This is a genomic window from Thiomonas sp. FB-6, from assembly GCF_000377645.1.
In the GTDB taxonomy this organism is placed as follows: domain Bacteria; phylum Pseudomonadota; class Gammaproteobacteria; order Burkholderiales; family Burkholderiaceae_C; genus Thiomonas_A.
In genome coordinates this window covers 143,829-165,871 of record NZ_KB898471.1, presented here as the reverse complement: position 1 = coordinate 165,871, position 22,043 = coordinate 143,829, and the positions used below count along the sequence as shown (strand labels likewise).

At 71.8% G+C, this 22,043-nt stretch carries 19 protein-coding genes; 12 read left to right on the top strand and 7 right to left on the bottom strand.

Annotated elements, in window-relative coordinates:
• The first annotated feature begins 1 nt into the window (after window position 1).
• From D466_RS0100790 to D466_RS20095, 5 genes are all read left to right on the top strand, one after another.
• Window positions 2-3,151 carry a multidrug efflux RND transporter permease subunit gene (locus D466_RS0100790; protein ID WP_018911781.1) on the top strand — a complete coding sequence of 1,050 codons (3,150 nt, stop codon included), beginning with the start codon at window positions 2-4 and terminating at the stop codon, window positions 3,149-3,151.
• On the top strand, window positions 3,148-6,240 hold the full coding sequence (locus D466_RS0100785) for an efflux RND transporter permease subunit (RefSeq protein WP_018911780.1): 3,093 nt from the start codon (window positions 3,148-3,150) through the stop codon (window positions 6,238-6,240). The genes D466_RS0100790 and D466_RS0100785 overlap by 4 nt, the downstream gene beginning before the upstream one ends.
• On the top strand, window positions 6,237-7,682 hold the full coding sequence (locus D466_RS0100780; RefSeq protein WP_018911779.1) for an efflux transporter outer membrane subunit: 1,446 nt from the start codon (window positions 6,237-6,239) through the stop codon (window positions 7,680-7,682). The genes D466_RS0100785 and D466_RS0100780 overlap by 4 nt, the downstream gene beginning before the upstream one ends.
• A 27-nt stretch (window positions 7,683-7,709) precedes the next feature.
• The gene (locus D466_RS0100775; RefSeq protein ID WP_018911778.1) at window positions 7,710-9,197 is read left to right on the top strand and encodes an MFS transporter; all 1,488 of its coding nucleotides are present in this window, start codon (window positions 7,710-7,712) and stop codon (window positions 9,195-9,197) included.
• Window positions 9,198-9,302: 105 nt separating this feature from the next.
• Window positions 9,303-9,815: a FixH family protein gene (locus tag D466_RS20095; RefSeq protein ID WP_156003884.1), complete on the top strand. Its 513-nt coding sequence runs from the start codon at window positions 9,303-9,305 to the stop codon at window positions 9,813-9,815.
• A 40-nt stretch (window positions 9,816-9,855) separates the two neighbouring features.
• Here the strand turns inward: D466_RS20095 and D466_RS0100765 are convergent, their stop codons facing one another.
• The 3 genes from D466_RS0100765 to gpmA all read right to left on the bottom strand — a co-directional run bounded on the left by D466_RS0100765 (window position 9,856) and on the right by gpmA (window position 13,000).
• On the bottom strand, window positions 9,856-10,635 hold the full coding sequence (locus D466_RS0100765) for a molybdopterin-synthase adenylyltransferase MoeB (protein ID WP_018911776.1): 780 nt from the start codon (window positions 10,633-10,635) through the stop codon (window positions 9,856-9,858).
• Between the two features lie 58 nt (window positions 10,636-10,693).
• Window positions 10,694-12,166 (bottom strand): S41 family peptidase, encoded by a 1,473-nt coding sequence (locus D466_RS0100760; protein ID WP_018911775.1) that lies wholly within the window; start codon window positions 12,164-12,166, stop codon window positions 10,694-10,696.
• Between the two features lie 126 nt (window positions 12,167-12,292).
• Window positions 12,293-13,000, bottom strand: coding sequence for a 2,3-diphosphoglycerate-dependent phosphoglycerate mutase (gpmA, locus tag D466_RS0100755; RefSeq protein ID WP_018911774.1), 708 nt, complete (start codon window positions 12,998-13,000; stop codon window positions 12,293-12,295).
• A gap of 115 nt (window positions 13,001-13,115) precedes the next feature.
• Here gpmA and D466_RS0100750 point away from each other — a divergent pair, with 115 nt between their 5' ends.
• The 5 genes from D466_RS0100750 to pth all read left to right on the top strand — a co-directional run bounded on the left by D466_RS0100750 (window position 13,116) and on the right by pth (window position 16,108).
• On the top strand, window positions 13,116-13,526 hold the full coding sequence (locus D466_RS0100750; RefSeq protein WP_018911773.1) for a rhodanese-like domain-containing protein: 411 nt from the start codon (window positions 13,116-13,118) through the stop codon (window positions 13,524-13,526).
• Between the two features lie 7 nt (window positions 13,527-13,533).
• Window positions 13,534-13,809, top strand: coding sequence for a glutaredoxin 3 (gene grxC, locus D466_RS0100745; RefSeq protein ID WP_018911772.1), 276 nt, complete (start codon window positions 13,534-13,536; stop codon window positions 13,807-13,809).
• Between the two features lie 133 nt (window positions 13,810-13,942).
• Complete coding sequence (gene secB, locus D466_RS0100740) at window positions 13,943-14,437, top strand: protein-export chaperone SecB (RefSeq protein WP_018911771.1); 495 nt, start codon at window positions 13,943-13,945, stop codon at window positions 14,435-14,437.
• A gap of 31 nt (window positions 14,438-14,468) precedes the next feature.
• Complete coding sequence (locus tag D466_RS0100735; protein WP_018911770.1) at window positions 14,469-15,527, top strand: NAD(P)H-dependent glycerol-3-phosphate dehydrogenase; 1,059 nt, start codon at window positions 14,469-14,471, stop codon at window positions 15,525-15,527.
• Window positions 15,524-16,108 (top strand): aminoacyl-tRNA hydrolase, encoded by a 585-nt coding sequence (gene pth, locus D466_RS20090; RefSeq protein WP_018911769.1) that lies wholly within the window; start codon window positions 15,524-15,526, stop codon window positions 16,106-16,108. The genes D466_RS0100735 and pth overlap by 4 nt, the downstream gene beginning before the upstream one ends.
• A gap of 21 nt (window positions 16,109-16,129) precedes the next feature.
• Here pth and D466_RS0100725 read toward each other — a convergent pair whose 3' ends face one another.
• From D466_RS0100725 to rsmD, 3 genes are all read right to left on the bottom strand, one after another.
• Window positions 16,130-16,432, bottom strand: a complete 303-nt coding sequence (locus D466_RS0100725) for a YfhL family 4Fe-4S dicluster ferredoxin (protein WP_018911768.1) — start codon at window positions 16,430-16,432, stop codon at window positions 16,130-16,132.
• Between the two features lie 76 nt (window positions 16,433-16,508).
• A complete protein-coding gene (gene coaD / locus D466_RS0100720; RefSeq protein WP_018911767.1) occupies window positions 16,509-17,063 on the bottom strand; it encodes a pantetheine-phosphate adenylyltransferase in 555 nt (184 codons plus the stop codon).
• Complete coding sequence (gene rsmD, locus D466_RS20085; RefSeq protein WP_051083645.1) at window positions 17,057-17,734, bottom strand: 16S rRNA (guanine(966)-N(2))-methyltransferase RsmD; 678 nt, start codon at window positions 17,732-17,734, stop codon at window positions 17,057-17,059. Before rsmD ends, coaD begins: the two co-directional genes overlap by 7 nt.
• A gap of 194 nt (window positions 17,735-17,928) precedes the next feature.
• On the opposite strand from rsmD, the gene ftsY reads away from it, so the two are divergent.
• Window positions 17,929-19,068: a signal recognition particle-docking protein FtsY gene (ftsY, locus tag D466_RS0100710; protein WP_018911765.1), complete on the top strand. Its 1,140-nt coding sequence runs from the start codon at window positions 17,929-17,931 to the stop codon at window positions 19,066-19,068.
• Between the two features lie 322 nt (window positions 19,069-19,390).
• Here the strand turns inward: ftsY and D466_RS20080 are convergent, their stop codons facing one another.
• Entirely contained in the window at window positions 19,391-20,836 is a 1,446-nt protein-coding gene (locus tag D466_RS20080) for an MDR family MFS transporter (protein ID WP_018911764.1), read from the bottom strand.
• 207 nt (window positions 20,837-21,043) lie between these two features.
• Here D466_RS20080 and rpoH point away from each other — a divergent pair, with 207 nt between their 5' ends.
• Window positions 21,044-21,955: an RNA polymerase sigma factor RpoH gene (gene rpoH, locus D466_RS0100700; RefSeq protein WP_018911763.1), complete on the top strand. Its 912-nt coding sequence runs from the start codon at window positions 21,044-21,046 to the stop codon at window positions 21,953-21,955.
• Window positions 21,956-22,043: the final 88 nt, after the last annotated feature.

Below are 22,043 nucleotides of genomic sequence, written 5' to 3'. Positions count from 1 at the left end.
CATGTCCGGTGACTCCCCCCGCGAGGCGCCCGGGCAGGAAGGCGCCCAGCGGCCGAGCCCGTCGCGCATCTTCATCCTGCGCCCCATCGCGACCTCGCTGCTGATGATCGCGGTGCTGGTGGCGGGCCTGGTCGGACTGCGCCTGCTGCCCCAGGCGCCGCTGCCCGAGGTCGACTATCCCACCATCCAGGTGAGCACCCTCTACCCCGGCGCCAGCCCCGACGTGATGTCCTCGTCGGTGACCGCGCCGCTGGAAAGGCAGTTCGGCCAGATGCCCGGCCTGGGGCAGATGTGGTCGGTCAGCTCGGGCGGCGCCTCGGTGATCACCCTGCGCTTCGACCTGTCCTTGCCGCTGGACGTGGCCGAGCAGGAAGTGCAGGCCGCCATCAACGCGGCCGGTTCGCTGCTCCCGACCGACCTGCCGCAGCCGCCGGTCTACGCCAAGGTCAATCCGGCCGACGCCCCGGTGATCACCCTTGGGCTGACCTCCGGCACGCTGCCGCTGACCACGCTGTACGACCTGGCCGATACCCGCCTGAGCCAGAAGCTCTCGCAGGTTCCGGGGGTCGGCCTGGTCACGCTGTCGGGCGGCAACAAGCCGGCCATCCGCATCCAGGTGGACGCGCGCGCGCTGGCCGCGCGCGGCATCGGCCTGGACGCCGTGCGCACGGCCATCGGCAACGCCAACGTGAACAGCCCCAAGGGCAGCATCGACGGCCGGCTGCAGGCCTTCACCATCGACGCCAACGACCAGATCGGCACGCCGCAGCAGTACCGCGACCTGATCATCGGCTACAGCGGCGGCGCGGCGGTGCGCCTGGGCGACGTCGCGCAGGTCAGCCTGGGCGCGGAGAACGCCTGGCAGGCCGCGCTGGTCAACGGGCGGCCGGGCATCGTGATCAACGTGCAGCGCCAGCCCGGGGCCAACGTGATCCAGGTGGTGGACCAGATCCGCGCCTTGCTGCCGCAGCTGCGCGCCCAGCTGCCGGAGTCCGCCGCGCTGGACGTGCTGTCCGATCGCACCGTGACCATCCGTGCGGCGATCTCCGACGTGAGCTTCGAGCTCGTGCTCTCGGTGGTGCTGGTGGTGCTGGTGATCTTCGCCTTCCTGCGCAGCGCGCGCGCCACCTTCATCCCGGCCACCGCGGTGCCGCTGTCGCTGGTGGGCACCTTCGGTGCCATGTACCTGCTGGGCTTTTCCATCAACACCCTGACCCTGATGGCCCTGACCATCGCGACGGGCTTCGTGGTGGACGACGCGATCGTGATGATCGAGAACGTCGCCCGCCACATCGAGGACGGCGAGCCGCCCATGCAGGCCGCGCTCAAGGGTGCCGCGCAGATCGGCTTCACCATCATCTCCCTGACCTTCTCGCTGATCGCCGTGCTGATCCCGCTGCTGTTCATGGGCGACGTGGTCGGCCGCCTGTTCCGGGAGTTCGCCATCACGCTGGCGGTGGCCATCGTGGTCTCCGCCGGGGTGTCGCTGAGCTTCACGCCGATGCTGTGCGCGCGCCTGCTGCGCCACGTGCCCGAGGCCGAGCAGGGGCGCTGGTTCCGCTCCTCGGGCCGGGCGCTCGACGGCCTGGCAGATGCCTACGCCCGCGCGCTGGGCTGGGTGCTGCGCCACCAGCGCGCGGTGCTCGCCGCCTCGGTGGGCCTGGTGCTGCTCACCGGGCTGCTGTACGCGCTGATGCCCAAGGGCTTCTTCCCGATGGAGGACACCGGGCTGGTCGAGGGCACGGCGGTGGCCGCGCAGGACGTGTCCTTCCGCGGCATGGAGCAGCGCCAGTCGGCGCTGGTGCAGGCGCTGCTGCGCGACCCCGCGGTGGCCAGCGTGTCGGCCATCGCCGGCATCGACGGCACCAACACCACCATGAACAGCTCGCGCCTGCTGATCAGCCTCAAGCCGCTGGCCCAGCGCGGCGAGCGGGTCGGCCCGGTGCAGCAGCGCCTGCAGCAGCGCGCCGACGCGGTGCCCGGCGTCAGGCTGTACCTGCAGCCGGTGCAGGACCTGAGCATCGACGACCTGCTCAGCCGCTACACCTATCAGTTCAGCCTGTCGGCCACCAGCGCGGCCGATCTGCGCGTGGCCGTGCAGCGCCTGCTGCCGCGCCTGCGCGAGCTGCCCCAGCTGTCCGGGGTCAGCGACGACCTGCAGGACGACGGACTGCAGGCCTACGTGGACGTGGACCGCGCCAGCGCCGCGCGCCTGGGCCTGAGCATGAGCGCCATCGACGCCGCGCTGTACGACGCCTTCGGGCAGCGCCTGGTGTCCACCGTGTTCACCCAGTCCAAGCAATACCGCGTGGTGCTGGGCGTGCGCGTGCCCACGGGCGCCGGCCTGGAGGCCTTCGACAAGGTCTACGTCGGCAACTCCAGCGGGCAGCAGGTTCCGCTGCGCGCGGTGGCTCGCATCGAGCAGCGCCGCATCCCGCTGGCGCAGGACCACCTGGGGCAGTTCCCGGCCGCGCTGCTGTCCTTCGACCTGTCCCCCGGCACTTCGCTGGGCGCGGCGGTGCAGGCCATCCAGGACGCCGCCGTCCGGGCCGGCCTGCCGCCTGCCGTGAGCCTGCAGTTCCAGGGCGCGGCCAGCGCCTTCCAGGCGGCCTTGGCCAACGAGCTGTGGCTGCTGCTGGCGGCGGTGGCGACCATGTACATCGTGCTGGGCGTGCTGTACGAGAGCTACATCCACCCCGTGACCATCCTGTCGACCCTGCCGTCGGCCGGCATCGGCGCGCTGCTGGCGCTGATGGCCACCGGGCACGACCTCAGCGTGATCGCCATCATCGGCATCGTGCTGCTCATCGGCATCGTGCAGAAGAACGCCATCCTGATGGTGGACTTCGCCCTCGACGCGCAGCGCCGCCAGGGCATGCCGGCCGAGCAGGCCATGCTGCAGGCGGCGCGCCTGCGCCTGCGGCCCATTCTCATGACCACCTTCGCCGCGCTGTTCGGCGCGGTTCCCCTGGTGGTCGGCGGGGGCATGGGCGCCGAGCTGCGCCAGCCGCTGGGCATCGCGCTGATCGGCGGCCTGCTGCTGTCGCAGCTGCTGACCCTGTTCACCACGCCGGTCATCTACCTGGGCTTCGACCGTCTGGCCGCGCGGCTGCGGGCCGCGCGCGGCACCGGCGCGCAGGAGGGCGCGTGAACCTGAGCGCGCCGTTCATCCGGCGCAGCGTGGGCACCACGCTGCTGGCGCTGGCCGTGCTGCTGGCGGGGGCCATCGCCTTCCGCCAGCTCCCGGTGTCCCCGCTGCCGCAGGTGGACTTCCCCACCATCACGGTGCAGGCCAGCCTGGCCGGCGCCAGCCCGCAGGTCATGGCCGCCACCGTGGCCACGCCGCTGGAGCGCGCGCTGGGAACGATTTCCGGCATCACCCAGATGAGCTCCAGCAGCGACCAGGGCTCGACCCGCATCGTGCTGCAGTTCGACCTGTCCAAGAACATCGACGACGCGGCGCGCGAGGTGCAGGCGGCGCTCAACGCGGCGCGTCCGCTGCTGCCCAGCGGCCTCGCCGGCAACCCCACCTACCGCAAGGTGAATCCCGCGGATTCGCCGGTCATGATCATCGCGCTGACCTCCAGGACCCTGTCGCGCGGGCAGATGTACGACGCGGCTTCCACCATCCTGGCGCAGAAGATCTCGCAGCTCCCGGGAATCGGCCAGGTCAACGTGGGCGGCTCGGCGCTGCCGGCCGTGCGCGTCGAGCTCGACCTGCCGCGCCTGGACGGCCTCGGGCTGGGGCTGGAACAGGTGCGCCAGGCCATTGCCGCGGCCAACGTGGACGGGCCCAAGGGCGCCCTCGACAGCGGCGGCAGGCGCTGGCAGGTGGGCGCCAACGACCAGATCAGCCTGCCGGAGCAGTACAGCCACGTGGTGGTGGCCTGGCGCAACGGAGTCGCGGTGCCGCTGTCGCAGGTGGCCTCGGTGAGCGAAGGCCTGCAGGACACCCAGAACGTGGGCCTGGCCGACGGCAAGCCGGCGGTGCTGCTGATCGTGTTCCGCCAGCCCGGGGCCAACATCATCCAGGCCGTCGACGGCGTGAAGGCGGCCTTGCCCCGCTTGCAGGCCTCGATTCCCGCGGCCATCGACGTGCGCGTGCTGTCGGACCGCACGACCACCATCCGCGCCTCGCTGCGCGACGTCGAGAGCACGCTGGTGGTCGCCGTGCTGCTGGTGGTCCTGGTGGTCTGGCTGTTCCTGCGCGACTGGCGGGCCACGCTGATTCCCGCGCTGGCCGTGCCCCTGTCGCTGGTCGGCACCTTCGCCGCCATGTGGCTGCTCGGCTACTCGCTGGACAATCTGTCGCTGATGGCCCTGATCGTCGCCACGGGTTTCGTGGTCGACGACGCCATCGTGGTCACCGAGAACATCTCGCGCCACGTCGAGGCCGGCATGCCGGCGATGCAGGCGGCGCTGCGCGGAGCCCGCGAGGTGGGTTTCACGGTGCTGTCGATGAGCCTGTCGCTGGTCGCGGTGTTCCTGCCCGTGCTGTTCATGGGGGGCATCGTCGGGCGCCTGTTCCACGAGTTCGCGATGACCCTGTCGGTAGCCATTGGCATTTCCCTGCTGGTGTCGCTGACGGTCACGCCGATGCTGGCCTCGCGCTGGCTGAGGGCGCATGCGCCGCGCCCGGCCGGGGCGCGGGTGCCGCGCCTGGAGCGCATCTGGGACGGCGTGCACGAGGCCTATGCCCGCAGCCTGCGCGTGGCGCTGCGCCATCCGCTGCTCATGCTGCTGGTGTTCCTGGGCAGCATCGCGCTCAGCGGCTACCTGTACGCGGTGGTGCCCAAGGGCTTCTTCCCCACGCAGGACACCGGCTTGCTGCTGGGCGGGGTGCAGGCGGACCAGTCCAGTTCCTTCCAGTCCATGAGCCGGCGCCTGCAGACCCTCGAGAACATCGTGCGCCGCAACCCCGCGGTGCAGGACGTGATGGCCTTTTCCAGCAGCGGCAACGGCGCCTTCCTGTACATGCAGCTCAAGCCCATTTCCGAGCGCGCGGGCGTGCAGCAGGTGATGGCGCAACTGCGCCGCGCGCTGTCGGGGCTGGGCGGCGTGCAGGTGTTCCTGTTCCCCGGCCAGGACATCCACGTGGGCGGCAGGCCGGCGCAGGCCACCTACGAGTACACGCTGCAGTCCGACGACCTGGAAAGCCTGCTGCAGTGGGAGCCGCGGGTGCTGGCGGCCTTCCAGCACATCCCCGGGCTGAACGACGTCAACAGCGACCAGCAGGCCGGGGGCCTGGAGCTGCGCCTGGCCATCGACCGCACGGCCGCGGCGCGCCTGGACATTCCCATCGCCACCATCGACGCCACGCTCAACGATGCCTTCGGCCAGCGCCTGATCTCCACCATCTACGCGCCGCTGAACCAGTATCGCGTGGTGATGGAGGCCGCGCCGCGGTGGCGCGCCGATCGCGACGCGCTGCAGCGCCTGCACGTGGTGGCGCCGTCGGGCGCCGTGGTGCCGCTGTCGCAACTGGTGCACCTGCGCCTGAGCAACACGCCGCTGGCGGTGAACCACCAGGGCCTGTTCGCCTCGTCGACCCTGTTCTTCAACCTCGACCCCGGAGTCACGCTCAGCGAGGTGCAGCCGCGCATCCAGCAGGCGCTGGCGCAGATCCAGCTGCCCCCGGCCATCCACGGGGGCTTCCAGGGCACCGCGCAGGTCTTCGATCAGACCCTGCGCAACCAGCCGCTGTTCATCCTGGCCGCGATCTTCGCCATCTACATCGTGCTGGGCATGCTGTACGAAAGCACGCTGCACCCGCTGACCATCCTGTCCACGCTGCCGCCGGCGGGCGTGGGCGCGGTGCTGGCGCTGATGCTGTTCCACACCGAGTTCTCGATCATCGCGCTGATCGGCGTGTTCCTGCTCATCGGCATCGTCAAGAAGAACGCCATCCTGATGGTGGATTTCGCGCTGCAGGCCGAGCGCGACCAGGGGCTGGAGCCGCGCGAGGCCATCTACCTGGCCGCCACGCTGCGCCTGCGGCCCATTCTGATGACCACCCTGGCCGCGCTGTTCACGGCGCTTCCGCTGGCCCTGGTCACCGGCAATGGGGCGGAACTGCGCCAGCCGCTGGGCATCGCCATCGCCGGCGGGCTGCTGGTCAGCCAGGTGCTGACCCTGTACACCACGCCGGTGATCTACCTCGAACTCGACCGCCTGCGCCGCTGGACCCTGAAGCGCTTCGGGCGCAGCGGCCGGCCGTTGCCCCTGGACCCCCGACCATGAAGTCCGTCACGCATCCCACCGCCCGGCGCGCCGCAGGCGCGGCCTGCGCCGGCCTCTGCGCCCTCGTCCTGGCTGCCTGCGCGGCGCGCCCGCCGATGCCCCCGCTGCGCGAGCGCCTGCCCGCTTCCTACGCCAGTGACGCCGGGTGGCGCGAGCTGGGAGAGCTTTCGCCGATGCCCGGCGACGGCGCCTGGTGGCAGGTGTTCGGCGACCCGGTGCTGAACCGGCTGGAAACCGAGCTGAACCAGCACAACCAGAGCCTGGCCGCGCAGCTCGCCGTGTACGAGCAGGCGCAGGCCGCGCTGGAGCAGGCGCGCGCCGCCTATACGCCGGTGCTGCAGGCCACGGCCGGCGCCACGCGTTCGCGCAGCCTGCCTTCACAGGGTGGGGCGCAGGCGGCGCAGAACAGCTTCAGCGCCGGGCTGCAGGCCAGCTGGGAGCCCGACCTGTGGGGCAGCGTGCGCCTGCAGGTGGAGCAGGGCCGGGCCAACTTGCAGGCTGCCGCCGGCACGTTGCGCTACACGCGGCTGAGCCTGCAGGCCAGCCTGGCGAGCACCTACCTGCAACTGCGCACCGTCGACGCCCAGACCCGCCTGGCCGAGGCCACCGAGCGCGACTACGCCCGCGCCCTGCAGCTCACGCAGGGACGCTACCGCGCCGGCGTGGACACCGCGGCGAACGTCGCGCAGGCCCGCACCCAGCTGCTGCAGGCGCAGACCACGCGCACCGATCTGCAGGTCACGCGCCGCCAACTGCTCGATGCCGTGGCGGTGCTGGCCGGCCGGCCGGCGCCCGGTTTGCGCATCGCGCCGGATGCGCAGCTGCCCGCGCTGCCGAGCATTCCGGCCGGCGTGCCGGCACAGCTGCTGCTGCGCCGGCCCGACCTGGCCGCGGCCGCGCAGCAGGTGCTGGCCGCCAACGCGCAGGTGGGCATCGACCAGCGCGCCTGGCTGCCGGGCATCACGCTGGGGGCCTCCGGCGGAGCCCAGGCGGCCACGCTGGCGCAGCTGTTCAGCGCGCCCACGCTGTACTGGTCGCTGGGCCCCAGCCTGGCCGCCACCCTGTTCGACGGCGGGCTGCGCGATGCGAAACTGCGCGCCGGGCGCGCCGCCTACCGCCAGGCCGTGGCCACCTATCGGCAGGACGTGCTGCAGGCCATGCAGCAGGTGCAGGACAACCTGTACGCGCAGGCCGTGCTGAGCCACGAGGCCGAGCAGCAGGACGAGGTGGTGCGCGCGGCCGAGGTCTCGCTGCGCCTGGCCCTGAACCAGTACAAGGCCGGCACCGCGGACTACCTCGGCGTGATCGCCGCGCAGACCACGGCGACCAGCGCGCGCAACGCGGTGCTGAGCCTGCGCAACCGGCGCTACGCGGCGGCGGTGAACCTGATCGCCGCGCTGGGCGGTTCCTGGGGGGACACGGCCGCGCAGCCGCGGCGATAGACTGTGGGTTTCGGAACGGGCAGGCCCATGTCGTCCCCATCCACGCCCGGTCCGGCGGCACCGCCGGACCCGATCGCGCAGGCAAGCGGCACGGCCGAGGAGCCGCTGAGCCTGGCGCGCTTCGTCGAGCTGTTCACGGCGGTGATGCTGCCCATCCTGCTGGCGGCCATCGACCAGACCCTGCTGGCCACCGCGACGCCGGCCATCGCACGCGACTTCGACAACCTGCACGACAGCACCTGGATCGCCGTCGGCTACCTGCTGGCCTCCACCATCATGGCGCCCCTGTACGGGCGCCTGGGCGACCGCTACGGACGCCGCGAGGCGCTGCTCGGCGCGCTCGGGCTGTTCGCGCTGGGCTCCTTGGCCTGCACGGCCAGCCCCGGCATGTGGTGGCTGATCGCCGCGCGCGTGCTGCAGGGCCTGGGCGGCGGCGGGCTGATGGTCATGAGCCAGGCGCTGATCGGCGAGGTGGTGTCGCCACGCCAGCGTCCGCGCTTCCAGGCCTGGCTCAGCGGGGTGTTCGTGCTGTCCAGCGTGGTGGGTCCGGTGCTGGGCGGCCTCGTGGTCAGCCGCTACAGCTGGCGCTGGCTGTTCGTGGCCAACCTGCCGCTGTGCGCGCTCGCCGCCTGGCGCGTCGGGCTGCTTGCCAAGGGCGCCGGGCACGCCGAGCCGGGGCAGGGCCACGACGCGGCCGGGGTACTGATGTTCGCGGGCTGTGCCGGACTTTCGCTGCTGTGGCTGACCCTGGCCGGACACCGTTTCGGCTGGCTTTCGCTGCCCAGCCTGGCGATGGCGGCTTGCGCGCTGCTGCTGGGCTGGCTGCTGCTGCGCCACGAGCGGCGCCAGCGCCACCCCTTCCTGCCGGTGGAACTGCTGCGCATCCCGGCCACCGCCTGGACCGCGTTGACCGTGGTGCTGTTCGCGGCCTGCATGTTCGCGCTGGTGTTCTTCCTGCCCGTGTACCTGCAGATCGCGCGCCACGGCAGCGCCGCGCGCGCCGGGCTGCTGCTGCTGCCGCTGACGGCCGGCCTCGTGCTGGGCTCCAACGTCACCGGCAGGATCATCGCCCGCAGCGGGCGCCCGGACCTGCCGCCGCGCTACGGCCTGGTGCTGTCCGCGCTGGCCCTGCTGGCGCTGGCGCTGGCGCCGCCCAGCGGGCTGACGGTGGGGGTGCTGGGCCTGATCGCGGGGCTGGGATTCGGCAGCGTCATGCCCAGCTCGCAGCTGCTGGTGCAGGCGGTGGCCGGGCGCAGCCGGCTGGGCGCGGCTGCCGCCACCATCTCGCTGGCGCGTTCCACCGGCGCCTCGGTGGGTACCGCGGTGTTCGGCAGCCTGGTGTTCGGCATCGCCTCGCCGGGTGATCTGCGCGCCGCGCTGAACCTGAGCGGCAGCGCCGGAGCGGCCGCTGCCCAGCGGGTCACGCAGGCCTTTCACATCGGCTTCGGCGCGGCGGCGCTGGTGGCGCTGGCGGCGGTGTTCGTGGCGCGCCGGGTGCCGCGGGTCGACCTGTAGCGTATCGGGGGCCAGCCGGGGCTTGCGCCGCGCGCTTTGTCCTGGATCATGGGGCGCGCGTACCGGCCCGGCTAGAGTCGGGCCTTTCCACCCGCCTTCCCCGCCGTGCAAGCCTCTCCCGTCTCCACGCCCTGGTGGCGCCAGCCCTGGCCCTGGGCCTTGATCGCGCTGCCGGCGACCATGGTGGTCATCGGCTTCACGCTGCTGGCCGTGGCCATGCACGGACGCGACAGCCTGGTCACCAGCCATCCCTACGAGCGCGGGCTGCGCGTGGGCAGCAGCCTGGAACAGGCGCAGCGCGCCCGCCAGATGGGCCTGAGCGCCCGGCTCTCCTGGCATGCGGGGCTGCTCCGCGTGCAACTGCAGCCGGCCCCGGCCGACGCGTTGCTGCACCTGCGCCTGCGCCATCCGCTGCGGCGCAGCGGCGACCTCGATCTGCTGTTGCAGCGTACCGGGCCAGGCGTCTACCAGGCCACCGCGGTACTCGACCCGGTGGTGTATGCCGCGCAATTGCAGGGAGGCGACTGGAGCCTGACCGGGCGTTGGCGCGACGACGCGCCCACCACGCTGTGGCCGGGCATCGGCGACGCCAGCGGCAACGCTCCCCAGGACGACTGACCCGCCTCAGCCCCGAGCCGGCGCGGGCGCCCCGCGCAGCTCAGGCGCTTGCCGGATGCCGGGCCCTCGCCGCGCAGACCGGACAGTCCGGATTGCGCTGCAGGCGCAGGGTGCGGATGTCCATGTCCAGCGCGTCGATCAACAGCAGGCGCCCGGCCAGGCTGCGTCCGGCGCCGGCCAGCAGCTTCAGCGCTTCCAGGGCCTGCAGGCTGCCCACCACGCCGACTAGCGGGGCGATCACGCCCATCACCGCGCAGCGCACCTCCTCGACCGGCGCATCGGGGGCGAACAGGCAGGCGTAGCAGGGCCCCGGCCCGGTCTCGCCGGGGCGCGTGTCGAACACTCCCACCTGGCCGTCGAAGCCGATCGCCGCGCCGCTGACCAGGGGCACCGCGCGGCGCACGCAGGCCGCATTCAGCGCATGGCGGGTGGCGTAGTTGTCGCTGCAGTCCAGCGCCACGGAGGCATCGGCCAGCAGTTCGTCCAGCAGCGCCGCGTCGGCGCGGCGCGCCACCGTGCGGATGTTCGGGTGGGGGTTGATCTGCTGCATCGCGATGCGCGCGGACTCCACCTTGGGCATGCCCAGGCGCTGCTCGGTGTGGGCGATCTGGCGTTGCAGGTTGGTGGCGTCGACCCGGTCGTCGTCGACCAGGGTGATGCGGCCCACGCCGGCGCCGGCCAGGTACAGCGCGACCGGAGAACCCAGTCCGCCGGCGCCCAGCACCACGGCGTGCGCGTCCAGGATGCGCTGCTGGCCGTCGATGCCCAGGGCATCGAGCAGGATATGGCGCGAGTAGCGCAGCAGTTCGGAATCGTTCATGCGGCGGGCCGCGTGGGCGGGCGGGGCCGAGCCTGCCGGCGCGGCCCCGCGGACGGCTTCAGTGCGTGGGCGCCGGTTGCGCCGCGGTCGAGGCCGCGCTGGCGGCCGCCTGCGCTGCGGGCAGCTTCTCGGTGACCACCGGCTTGTGCTGCAGCAGGTTCAGCGCCTGCTCCAGCTGCCAGTCCTGCTTGCTGCCGTATTCGGGCAGCTTGGGGAACTTCTTCGGGTTCTTCTCGATGGCCGCTTCCAGTTCCTGCCGGGCCTCGTCCTGGTGCTGGATTTCCTGGCGCAGCTGCGGCGAGCTCGCGGCCTGCACGCCGGTGCCGATCTGGTTCTTGTAGTCCACCTCGCGCATGCGCAGTGCCGCGTAGGGGTCGCCGCCGGGCAGCGGACCCACCATGTAGTTGGGCGTGATGCCGCGAGCCTGGATCGACTCCCCGTTGGGCGTGAAGTAGCGCGCGGTGGTCAGCTTCAGCGCGGTTTCCGGCCCCAGCGGAAGCACCGTCTGCACCGAGCCCTTGCCGAAGGTCAGCTCGCCCATCACCTGGGCCCGCTTGTAGTCCTGCAGCGCGCCGGTGACGATCTCCGAGGCCGAGGCCGAGCCGCCGTTGACCAGCACCACCAGCGGCACCTTCTTCACGGCGGACGGCAGCGAGGCCAGCGGGTTCTGCCCCGGCACCCGCGAGTAGTCGCTGGGCGTGTTGCGGTAGCTCACGTTGGCCTCGGGGATCTGGCCCCGTGTGGACACGATCACCGATTCGGAGGGCAGGAAGGCCGAGGCCACGCCCACCGCGCTCTCCAGCAGCCCGCCCGGGTCGTTGCGCAGGTCCAGCACCAGGCCCTTGAGCCCGGGGTCGGCCTTGTACAGCGCGTCCACCTTGGCCACGAATTCGGGCAGGGTGTCGGACTGGAACTGGTTGATGCGCACCCAGCCGTAGCCGGGCTCGATCATGCGCCCGCGCACGCTCTGCACGTGGATTTCCTCGCGGGTGATGACCAGGGTCATCGTGCGGTTCGCGCTCTTGCGCAGCAGGGTCAGGCGCACCTGGGTGCCCGGCTTGCCGCGCATGAGCTTGACCGCCTTGTCCAGCGGCAGGCCTTTCACGGCGGCGTCGTCGATGCGCGTGATCAGGTCCCCGGCCTGGATGCCCGCGCGCGCCGCCGGCGAGCCCTCGATCGGCGAGACCACCTGGATCAGCCCGTCCTTGGGCGCGATCTCGATGCCCACGCCCACGAATTTCCCGCTGGTGCTCTCGCGAAACTCCTTGTAATCCTTCGCATCCAGGTATTCCGAATGCGGATCCAGCCCGTTGACCATGCCGTTGATGGCATCCTGCACGAGCTTCTTGCCATGCACCGGCTCGAAGTAGTCGGCCTTGACCAGGCCGTACACCGCGGCCAGTTGCTGCAGTTCCTCCAGCGGCAACGGGGATACCGAGCCCCGCGCGAAGGCCTGGAGCTGCAGGGTCGCCAGCGCGCCCGTGAGCATGCCGGCGCCGATCCACGCCGTGATCTTGAGTTTGCCTGCCATGCGGTGTCCTTCGAATCCGGGTGCCGAGCGCCCCCAGGACCGGGCCCGTGCCCGGTCCCGGAGATAGGTCGAGAGTATAGGTCCAGGGCCGTGCCCGCAGGCACCGCCGCCGCGGCCCCCGGGGCCTCAGGTCGCGGCCTTCGGGTCCTCGAGGTAATAGCGGCGGATGGGCTTGAGCTCGGCGTCGAGTTCGTACACCAGCGGCACGCCGTTGGGGATGTTCAGGCCCACGATGTCGGCGTCCGAGATGCCGTCCAGGTGCTTGACGATGGCGCGCATGGAGTTGCCGTGCGAGACCGCCAGCACGCGGCGCCCGGCGCGGATGGCCGGCGCCAGCGATTCCTCCCACAGCGGCATGACCCGGCGCACCGTGTCCTGCAGGCATTCGGCCAGCGGGAGCTCGTCGGCGTTGACCCGTGCGTAGCGCGGGTCGGCCGCCAGTTCATGGCGGTGCGCCTCGTTCATCAGCGGCGGACGCACGTCGTAGCTGCGGCGCCATTGCAGCACCTGCTCGTCGCCGTACTTGGCGGCGGTCTCGGCCTTGTTCAGGCCCTGCAGCGCGCCGTAGTGGCGCTCGTTGAGACGCCAGCTGTGCACGGTGGGCAGCCACATGCGGTCCATCTCGTCGAGGCACAGCCACAGCGTGCGCACGGCGCGCTTGAGCACGGAGGTGTAGGCGACATCGAAATCCAGCCCGTGGGCCTTCAGCAACTGCCCGGCGCGGCGCGCTTCGGCGACGCCCTTGTCGGTGATGTCGACGTCCACCCAGCCGGTGAATCGGTTCTCCTGGTTCCAGGTCGATTCGCCGTGGCGAATCATCACGAGTTTGTGCATGGTTCGGGATCGCAAGGTGAAGCCCCTATCGTAGTGGACGGCGGCGGCACCTCCGCGGGGGCGCGGCGTTCCTCCCTACAATAGGAGGCTCGTTTCCTGGCCTGCGGAGAGCAATTTGAAGTTCATCATCGACAACCTCGCGTTGATCGCCATCGCCGTGGTCTCGGGCGGCATGCTGCTGTGGAGTTCCTTTTCCCGCGGCGGCGGCTCCGGCGGCGTGCCCGCGGCCGAGGCCGTGCGCCTGATCAACCGCGAGAAGGGCGTGATGATCGACGTGTGCGAGGCCTCCGAGCACGCGGCGGGGCATTGCGTGGGCGCGCGCAACATTCCTTTGGGCGAACTCGAGCAACGTGCCTCCGAATTGCCCAAGAACAAGCAGCTTCCGGTGCTTCTGATGTGCCAGAGCGGTGCGCGCGCGGCGCGCGCCGCGGGCAAGCTGCGCAAGCTGGGCTACGAACGCGCGGTGCCGGTCAGCGGCGGGCTGCGCGCGTGGCGCGAGGCCGGGTTGCCGGTCGAGAAGAGCTGAGCGGACCATGGCCCATTCCTTCGTGCGCATGTACACCACCGCGGTGTGCCCCTACTGCCTGCGGGCCAAGGACCTGCTGCGCCGGCGCGGCGTGGAGCAGCTCGAGGAACTGCGCGTGGACCTGGATCCCGCGCTGCGCGAAGCCATGATGCGCGATACCGGGCGCCGCACCGTGCCGCAGATCTACATCGGCGAGCACCACGTCGGCGGCTGCGACGACCTGTACGCGCTGGACGCGGCCGGCGGGCTGCTGCCCCTGCTGCGCCAGGCCGACCAGGCCTGAGCCTCGCCGGGCCGCGCGGCCACCCGCGTGGCGTCGGGGTCGCGGCAGCGCCACCTACAATGCCCGGACACCGCGCGAGCGGGCCCGCGAGGGTCCGCGCGGCGGACCTCAACCTAGCCTGGAGTCATCCTGCATGAGCACCCCCCAACCCGCAGACGCCGCACAGCAGCGGCAACCGGTTTTCGCGCTGCAGCGTTGCTATCTGAAGGACCTGTCGCTGGAACAGCCCAATTCCCCGCAGATCCTGCTGGAGCAGGCGCAGCCCACGGTGGACGTGCAGATGAACGTGGAATCGCAGAGCCTGGCCGAGGGCGTGGTCGAGGTGTGCGTCACCGCCACCATCACCGCGCGCATCGATCAGCGCACGCTGTTCCTGGTGGAAGGCAAGCAGGCCGGCATTTTCGAACTGCGCAACGTGCCGCAGGAACACGCGGACCTGCTGCTGGGCATCGCCTGCCCGCAGACCGTCTATCCCTACCTGCGCGCGAATCTGGCCGACATGATCACCCGCGCCGGCTTCCCGCCGGTACACCTGGCCGAGATCAACTTCCAGGCCATGTACGAATCGCAGCAGGCGCAGCAGGCGCAGCAGGCCGGTGGCGAGGCCGCCGGCGCGACGCTGAACTGATGCGCGCGGGCGCGGCGGGCGAGGGGACGCGATGAAGCCGGGCGTGCCGGTATGCGTGCTCGGTGCCGGCGCCTGGGGGACCGCGCTGGCCGTGCATGCGGCCTGCCGCGGCGACACCGTGCTGTGGGCGCGCGACGCCGAGCTGCTGGCGCAGATGCGCCGCCGCGGCGAGAACACCCGTTACCTGCCGGGCATCGAGCTGCCGCAGGGGCTGCGCTTCGAGGAGTCGACGGTCGCTGCGCTGCGCCATGCGGCCGGGCAGGGCCTGGTGGTGCTCGCCGTGCCGGTGGCCGCGCTGCGCGAGCTGGCGCGTTCGCTGCGCGACTGCTGGGCGCGCGGCGACGCGCAGGCCCCGGCGGCCCTGCTGATCCTCGCCAAGGGCTTCGAGCAGGGCAGCGCGGCGCTGCCGCACCAGGTGGTCGCGCAGGAGTTGCAGGGCCTGGCCCGTGCGCCCGCGGTGGGCATGCTGTCCGGGCCGAGTTTCGCGCAGGAGGTGGCGCGCGGCCTGCCGGTGGCCCTGGTGGCGGCGGGCGCGCCGGCGCTGACCCGATGCGCGGTGCGCGCCCTGCATGGCGCGGCGATGCGCGTGTACGCCAGCGACGACCTGGCCGGCGTGGCGGTGGGCGGGGCCGTGAAGAACGTGCTGGCCATCGCCTGCGGGGTCAGCGACGGCCTGCAGCAGGGGGCCAACGCGCGTGCCGCGCTGATCACCCGCGGCCTGGCCGAAATGGCCCGCCTGGGCCACGCGCTGGGCGCGCGCCAGGAGACCTTCATGGGGCTCAGTGGCATGGGCGACCTGGTGCTGACCTGCACCGGGGAGCTCTCGCGCAATCGCCGCGTGGGCCTGCAACTGGCGGCCGGCAAGGACCTGCAGGCCGTGGTGCGCGATCTCGGCCATGTCGCCGAAGGGGTCTACACCGCGCGCACCGTGCTGGAACTGGCGCGCAGCCAGGGCCTGCAGATGCCCATCACCGAACAGGTGTGCGCGCTGCTCGAGCGGCGCACGGATGCCGCCGGCGCGCTGGAGGCCTTGCTCGCGCGCGAGCCCCGCACCGAGTCCGAATCGCCCGAGTCGGGGGACGCGTCTTGATCCGCCTGATCGTGGGCCTGGGCAATCCAGGCCCCGAGCATGCGCAACAGCGCCACAACGCCGGATTCTGGTGGGTCGACCAGCTCGCCCGGCGCGAGCGCGTCGATCTGCGCCCGGAAAAGGGCTTCTTCGGTCACGTCGCGCGCCTGCGCGGCCCGCACGGCGAGGTGTGGCTGCTGGAGCCGGGCACCTACATGAACCGTTCCGGGCAATCGGTGGGCGCGATGGCCCGCTTCTACAAGATCACCCCGGAAGAGATCCTGGTGGTGCACGACGAACTCGACCTGCCGCCCGGGCAGGTCAAGCTCAAGTGCGGTGGGGGCCACGCCGGCCACAACGGCCTGCGCGACATCGCGGCGCAGCTCGGCACGCCGATGTTCTGGCGCCTGCGCCTGGGCATCGGCCACCCGGGCAGCCGCGAGGCGGTGATCGGCTTCGTGCTGGGGCGGCCCCAGCGCGGCGAACTGGAACTGATCGAGCAGGCGATGGACCGCGCGCTGGACGCGCTTGCGCGCGTGCTGCGCGGCGAGTTCGACGCGGCCGTCATGGAACTGCACCGCGGCAACACGCCGCGCCCGTAGGCGCCTGCAAGCGCCGCCCGCTCAGGCGCCCGCGGCCTTCGCCACGGCCGCGCCAGGCTCGGGCGCAGGCTGCTGCGCCTCGCGCTGCAGGCGCAGATAGCGTTCCCACAACTGCTCGCGGCTTTCCACGTGCTCAGGGTGCACGGGAATGCAATCCACCGGACACAGCTGCACGCATTGCGGCTTGTCGAAGTGGCCCACGCACTCCGTGCATCGACCCGGGTCGATGCGGTAGATCTCCGGGCCCATGGAAATGGCCTGGTTCGGGCACTCGGGCTCGCAGACGTCGCAGTTGATGCACTCGTCGGTGATCCACAGGGCCATGGCGCTTGGGGTTCTCGAAGGGAAGGGAAGGGAAACGCGCGGCGCAACGGGCCCAGCGCAACGGGTACCGCGGCGTTCAGGCCGCGGCAGATCGGCCCGCCTGCCCGGGCGCCTGCGCCTGTGCGGCGATTTCAGCCATTTCGGCCTGGCGGCGCGCCGCCAGCTTCTCGGCCAGTCGCTCGGTCACCAGCGGCATCACGAATTTTCCGACATCGCCGCCGAGCATGGCGATTTCCCGCACGAAGGTGCCCGATACGAACTGGTACTGATCCGCCGGGGTCATGAACAGCGTCTCCACCTGGGGCATCAGCTGGCGGTTCATGCCCGCCATCTGGAATTCGTATTCGAAGTCGCTCACCGCGCGCAGGCCGCGCACGATCACCTGGGCGCCCTGCTGTTCGACGAAGTCCTTGAGCAGCCCCGTGAAGCCCTCCACCCGCACGTTCGGATAGGGCGCCAGGATTGCCCTGGCCAGGTCGAGGCGTTCGTCGACGCTGAACAGGGAATTCTTGTGGTGCCCGGCGGCCACGCCGACGATCACGCGCGGGAACAGGCCGCTCGCCCGGCGCACGAGATCCTCGTGGCCTCGGGTGAGGGGGTCGAAGGTTCCTGGGTAGACGGCGGTCAGCATGGCGTGTCTGTGGGCCTTACGTCGCAGCCCGGGGGCCGGTTCGAGTCCAGGCCCAAGTCTAGCGTCGGGGCCGCGCCGGCGTCGCGGCGCAGCAAGGCGTAGTGCACCTGGCCGGCGCGCGCGCTGCGCAGCACCTCCCAGCCGGCGGCGGCCCAGCGCCCCAGGCTGGCGGCGTCAGGGGCCTCGAGGTACACCCGGCCCTGCCCGGCGAGCAGGCGCGCGGCCTGCGCCAGCGCGCGCTCGTGGGCGCCGGCCAGCGCGAAGGGAGGGTCGACGAACACCACGTCGTAGCTGCCCGGCGCTTGCGCGGCGGCGAAGGCCCCGGCATCGCCGGCGTGCACCCGCACGGCCTGCGCCCCCAGGCGCTGCGCCGCCTCGCCGAGGGCGCGGGCCAGGGCCGGGTGGCGCTCGACCATGTCGACCCGGCTGGCGCCACGCGAGGCGGCTTCCAGCCCCAGCGCGCCGCTGCCGGCGTACAGGTCCAGGCAACGCAGGCCCTGCAGGTCCTGGCCCAGCCAGTTGAACAGGGTTTCGCGCACCCGGTCGGGCGTGGGCCGCAGCCCCGGCACATCGGGCACGCGCAGCTTGCTGCCGCGCAGGCGCCCGCCGATGATGCGCACGCTGCCGGGCCCGGCGCGCGGGTGGCGGGGTGGACTCGGGGTGGCTTTCATGCGCGGCTGGCTCGGGCGGGCGGCGGGGGCGCCAGCATAGCGCCGATCGGACAAGCTCCCCGCAAGCCCGGTTGCTCCGGGGGCCGCAGCGTGTCCCCGGAGCGCCGCCCGAACCGCGGCGTGCGCCAGAGGCGACAATAGGGGATTGGCCGGCAGGCGATGCCGTGCATGGATTCCTTCGCAAACTCTTCGACATGTTCCGATTCTTCAAGCGCAAGTCCGCGCCCGCCGAAGCCGCCGCCTCCGTGCCGGCCGCGGCCGAAGCCGCCGCCGAAGCCCACGCCGCGACCGGCCCGGCGCCAGCAGCCGCGACCGGCGAGCGCCAGGAGCCGCCCCTTGCGGCACCCGAGGCGGCCGCCGCCGCCGCCGCGGCCGTCGTGGGACGCGAGGTGGAGGCCGATGCGCAAGCCGACGTGGAACTGCGGGTCGAACAGCCCCCCGCGGGCTGGTTCGGACGTCTGCGCCAGGGCTTGCGCAAGACCGGGGTCGGCATTTCCGGCCTGTTCGGCGGCACGCGGGTGGACGAGGAACTGTTCGAGGAACTCGAGACCGCGCTGATCCTGGCCGACGCCGGCAGTTCGGCCACCAGCTACCTGCTGGACGAACTGCGCCGGCGCGTGCGCGCCGCGCGCGCCGAGACCCCGCAGCAGGTGCGCGAACTGCTGCGCGACCTGCTCGCGGAACTGCTGGAGCCGCTGCAAAAGCCCCTGGACATCGGCCGGGCCCGCCCCACCGTGATCATGATGGTGGGGGTCAACGGGGCCGGCAAGACCACCAGTATCGGCAAGCTCACGCGCCATCTGCAGGCCGCCGACTGCAAGGTGCTGCTGGCCGCGGGGGACACCTTCCGCGCCGCCGCGCGCGAGCAGCTCGCCGCCTGGGGGCAGCGCAACGAGGTGCAGGTGATCGCGCAGGAGGGCGGCGACCCCGCCGCCGTGGCCTTCGATTCCGTGCAGGCGGGGCGGGCGCGCGACGTCGACGTGGTGATCGTCGACACCGCCGGCCGCCTGCCCACCCAGGTGCACCTGATGGAGGAACTGCGCAAGGTTAAGCGCGTGATCGGCAAGGCCATGGACGGCGCTCCCCACGAGGCGATCCTGGTGATCGACGCCACCAACGGCCAGAACGCGCTGGCCCAGCTGCGAGCCTTCGACGACGCGCTGGGCCTGAGCGGGATCATCCTGACCAAGCTCGACGGCAGCGCCAAGGGTGGGGTGATCGCGGCGATCGCGCGCGAGCGCCCGGTGCCGATCTATTTCATCGGCGTCGGCGAATCCCTGGAAGATCTGCAGAGCTTCGATGCGCGCGCCTTCGCCCGCGCGCTGGTGGACTGAATGAGTGACGGCCCCCACGCTCGCTGTGCTCGCTGCCCCCCGAGGGGGCTCAGTCGGCTTGGGGCGGCCCTGCGCCGACTGAGTGACGGCCCCCACGCTCGCTGTGCTCGCTGCCCCCCGAGGGGGCTCAGTCGGCTTGGGGCGGCCCTGCGCCGACTGAGTGACGGCCCCCACGCTCGCTTCGCTCGCTGCCCCCCGAGGGGGCTCAGTCGGCTTGGGGCGGCCCTGCGCCGACTGAGTGACGGCCCCCACGCTCGCTTCGCTCGCTGCCCCCCGAGGGGGCTCAGTCGGCTTGGGGCGGCCCTGCGCCGACTGAGTCCGATCAATCCGCGTCGCGCGCGGGGGCCTGGCCGCTGACCGTGGCGCCGTCCTGGGCGCGCAGGCGCAGGAACACCGGCAGCGTGAGCAGCGGCAACGCCGCCAGCAGCACGAAGGCGGTGTGGAACTGCCCCATGCCGGGCTGCAGATCGCCCGGCGACAACAGGCGCAGCAGCGTGGCCGCCATCGCTACCCCGAAACTCACCGTGAGCTGCTGCAGCAGGCCGCCCAGGCTGGTGGCGCGGCTCAGGCGCTCGGCCTGCACGTCGGCATAGGCCAGGGTGTTGGAGCTCATGAACTGGGTCGAGCGCACCGCGCCGTAGGCGATGATCGAGGCCGCGATCCAGGCCTTCGGCGTGTGCGGACCGAGCAGCGAGAACACGCACAGCATCGCCGAGCAGGCCACCGCGCTGCCCGTGAGCAGCCCGCGGAAGCCCCAGCGCCTGAGCGCCGGGCTGATCACCGCCCGGATCCCCGGGGCGCTGATGGCGGACAGGAAGGTCAGCGAACCCGATTGCACCGCCGACAGGCCCATGCCCAGCTGCAGCATCAGCGGCAGCAGGTACACCGGCGCGTTCATGGCCACGCGGCACAGCCCGCCCGCCAGCGTGGCGGTGCCGAAGGCGCGCTGGCGCAGCAGCCCGAGGTCCACCGCCGGGCGGGCGCGAGTGCGGTTGTGGCGCAGCAGGGCCAGCAGCAGCGCCACGCAGCCGGCCGCGGCGGCCAGCAGCAGCGCGGGGCGTGCCCGGCCCAGCGACTCCATGACGAACTGCAGCAGCGCGATGGCGCAGCCGAACAGCGCGAAACCGGTGAAGTCGAAGCGGGCGTCGGGCTCCTCGGCCTGCGGGCTCACCAGGTACCACGCGAGCAGCATGCCCAGCAGCCCGAAGGGCACGTTGACGTAGAAGATCCAGCGCCACGACAGATAGGTGCTCAGGTAGCCGCCCACCGGCGGACCCAGCACGGGCCCGACGATGGCCGGCACGATCATGTAGGTCATCGCGCGCACCAACTGGCTGCGCGGAAAGCTGCGCAGCAGGATCAGGCGGCCTACCGGGGTCATCATGGCGCCGCCCAGGCCCTGCAGCACGCGGGTGGCCACCAGCATGCCGAAGTCCTGCGCGGCGCCGCACAGCACCGAGCCGGTGGTGAACAGGGCCAGCGCCGCCATGAACACGCGGCGCGCGCCGAAGCGGTCGGCGAACCATCCGCTCAGGGGAATGAACACCGCCAGGGTCAGCACGTAGCTGCTGATCGCCAGGTTCATGTCCACGGCGTTGGTATGCAGCGCACGCGCCATGTCCGGCAGCGCGGTGGTGACGATGGTGGCGTCGAGCTGCTCCATCAGGAAGGCGATGGCCACGACCAGGGCCACGAGCACCGGGAAACGCACGCCGGGCACGGCGGCCTCCGGCGCCGGGGAGGGCGGATGCGGGGAGGAGTCGGGCATGAAGGGGCGGGGACGGCGTTCTGGGCGCCGGGCGGCACGGGCCGGCCGGCGCGAGGACGATCCGAGAGCCTAGCGCCTTCGCGCCGCAAGCGCGCGGCACCGCGGCCCCAGGCCCGCGCTTGATCCAGCCCATGGAACTTTCCGGGTCTTTAGCACTCCAGGTCCAGGAGTGCTAAAATACCCCCTGACATGAGGAGGAGTCTGCAGATGGCGCAAACCGGTGCTCTCACCCTTTCCGGCGGCCTGGCGCTGCGAGCGCAAGGGGTCGGCTTTCCGGCGCAGGTTCCCAGCCTGGGCAACCTGGAATCCTACATTTCGGCGGTGAACCGCATGCCGATGCTGTCCCTCGAGGAGGAGCAGCAGCTGGCGCGCGCCTGGCGCGAGCGCGAGGACCGCGAAGCCGCGGGGAAACTGGTGATGTCGCACCTGCGGCTGGTGGTCTCGGTGGCGCGCAGCTACCTGGGCTACGGCCTGCCCCACGCCGACCTGATCCAGGAAGGCAATATCGGCCTGATGAAGGCGGTGCGCCGCTTCGACCCGGAGCAGGGCGTGCGCCTGGTGAGCTACGCGCTGCACTGGATCAAGGCCGAGATCCACGAATACATCCTGCGCAACTGGCGCCTGGTGAAGGTGGCCACCACCAAGGCGCAGCGCAAGCTGTTCTTCAACCTGCGTTCGCTCAAGCAGGGCCTGGAAAGCTTCCACGACGCGGAAATCGACGCCGTGGCCAGCAAGCTGCAGGTCAAGCGCTCCGACGTGATCGAGATGGAGCAGCGCATGGCCGGCGGCGACGTCTCGCTGCAACCCGCCGACGACGCCTCGGAGAGTTTCTCGCCCATCGCCTACCTCAGCAACAGCAGCGATGCGCCCGAGGCCGTGCTCGAGGCGCGCGGGCGCGAGCGCCTGCAGGGAGCAGGGCTGGAGCATGCGCTGCAGGCGCTGGACGAGCGCAGCCGGCGCATCGTCGAGCAGCGCTGGCTGGCCGTCAACGACGACGGCAGTGGCGGACGCACGCTGCACGACCTGGCCGCCGAGTACGGGGTGTCGGCCGAGCGCATCCGCCAGATCGAGGTGGCGGCCATGAAGAAGATGCGCAAGAGCCTGGCCGAATTCGCCTGAGCCCGCGCTCGCTCCGCAACAAGCCCGGGCCGTGCCCGGGCTTTTGCTTGATGGGCGTCGTTTCTTCCGCAGACACTGCAAGGGGTAT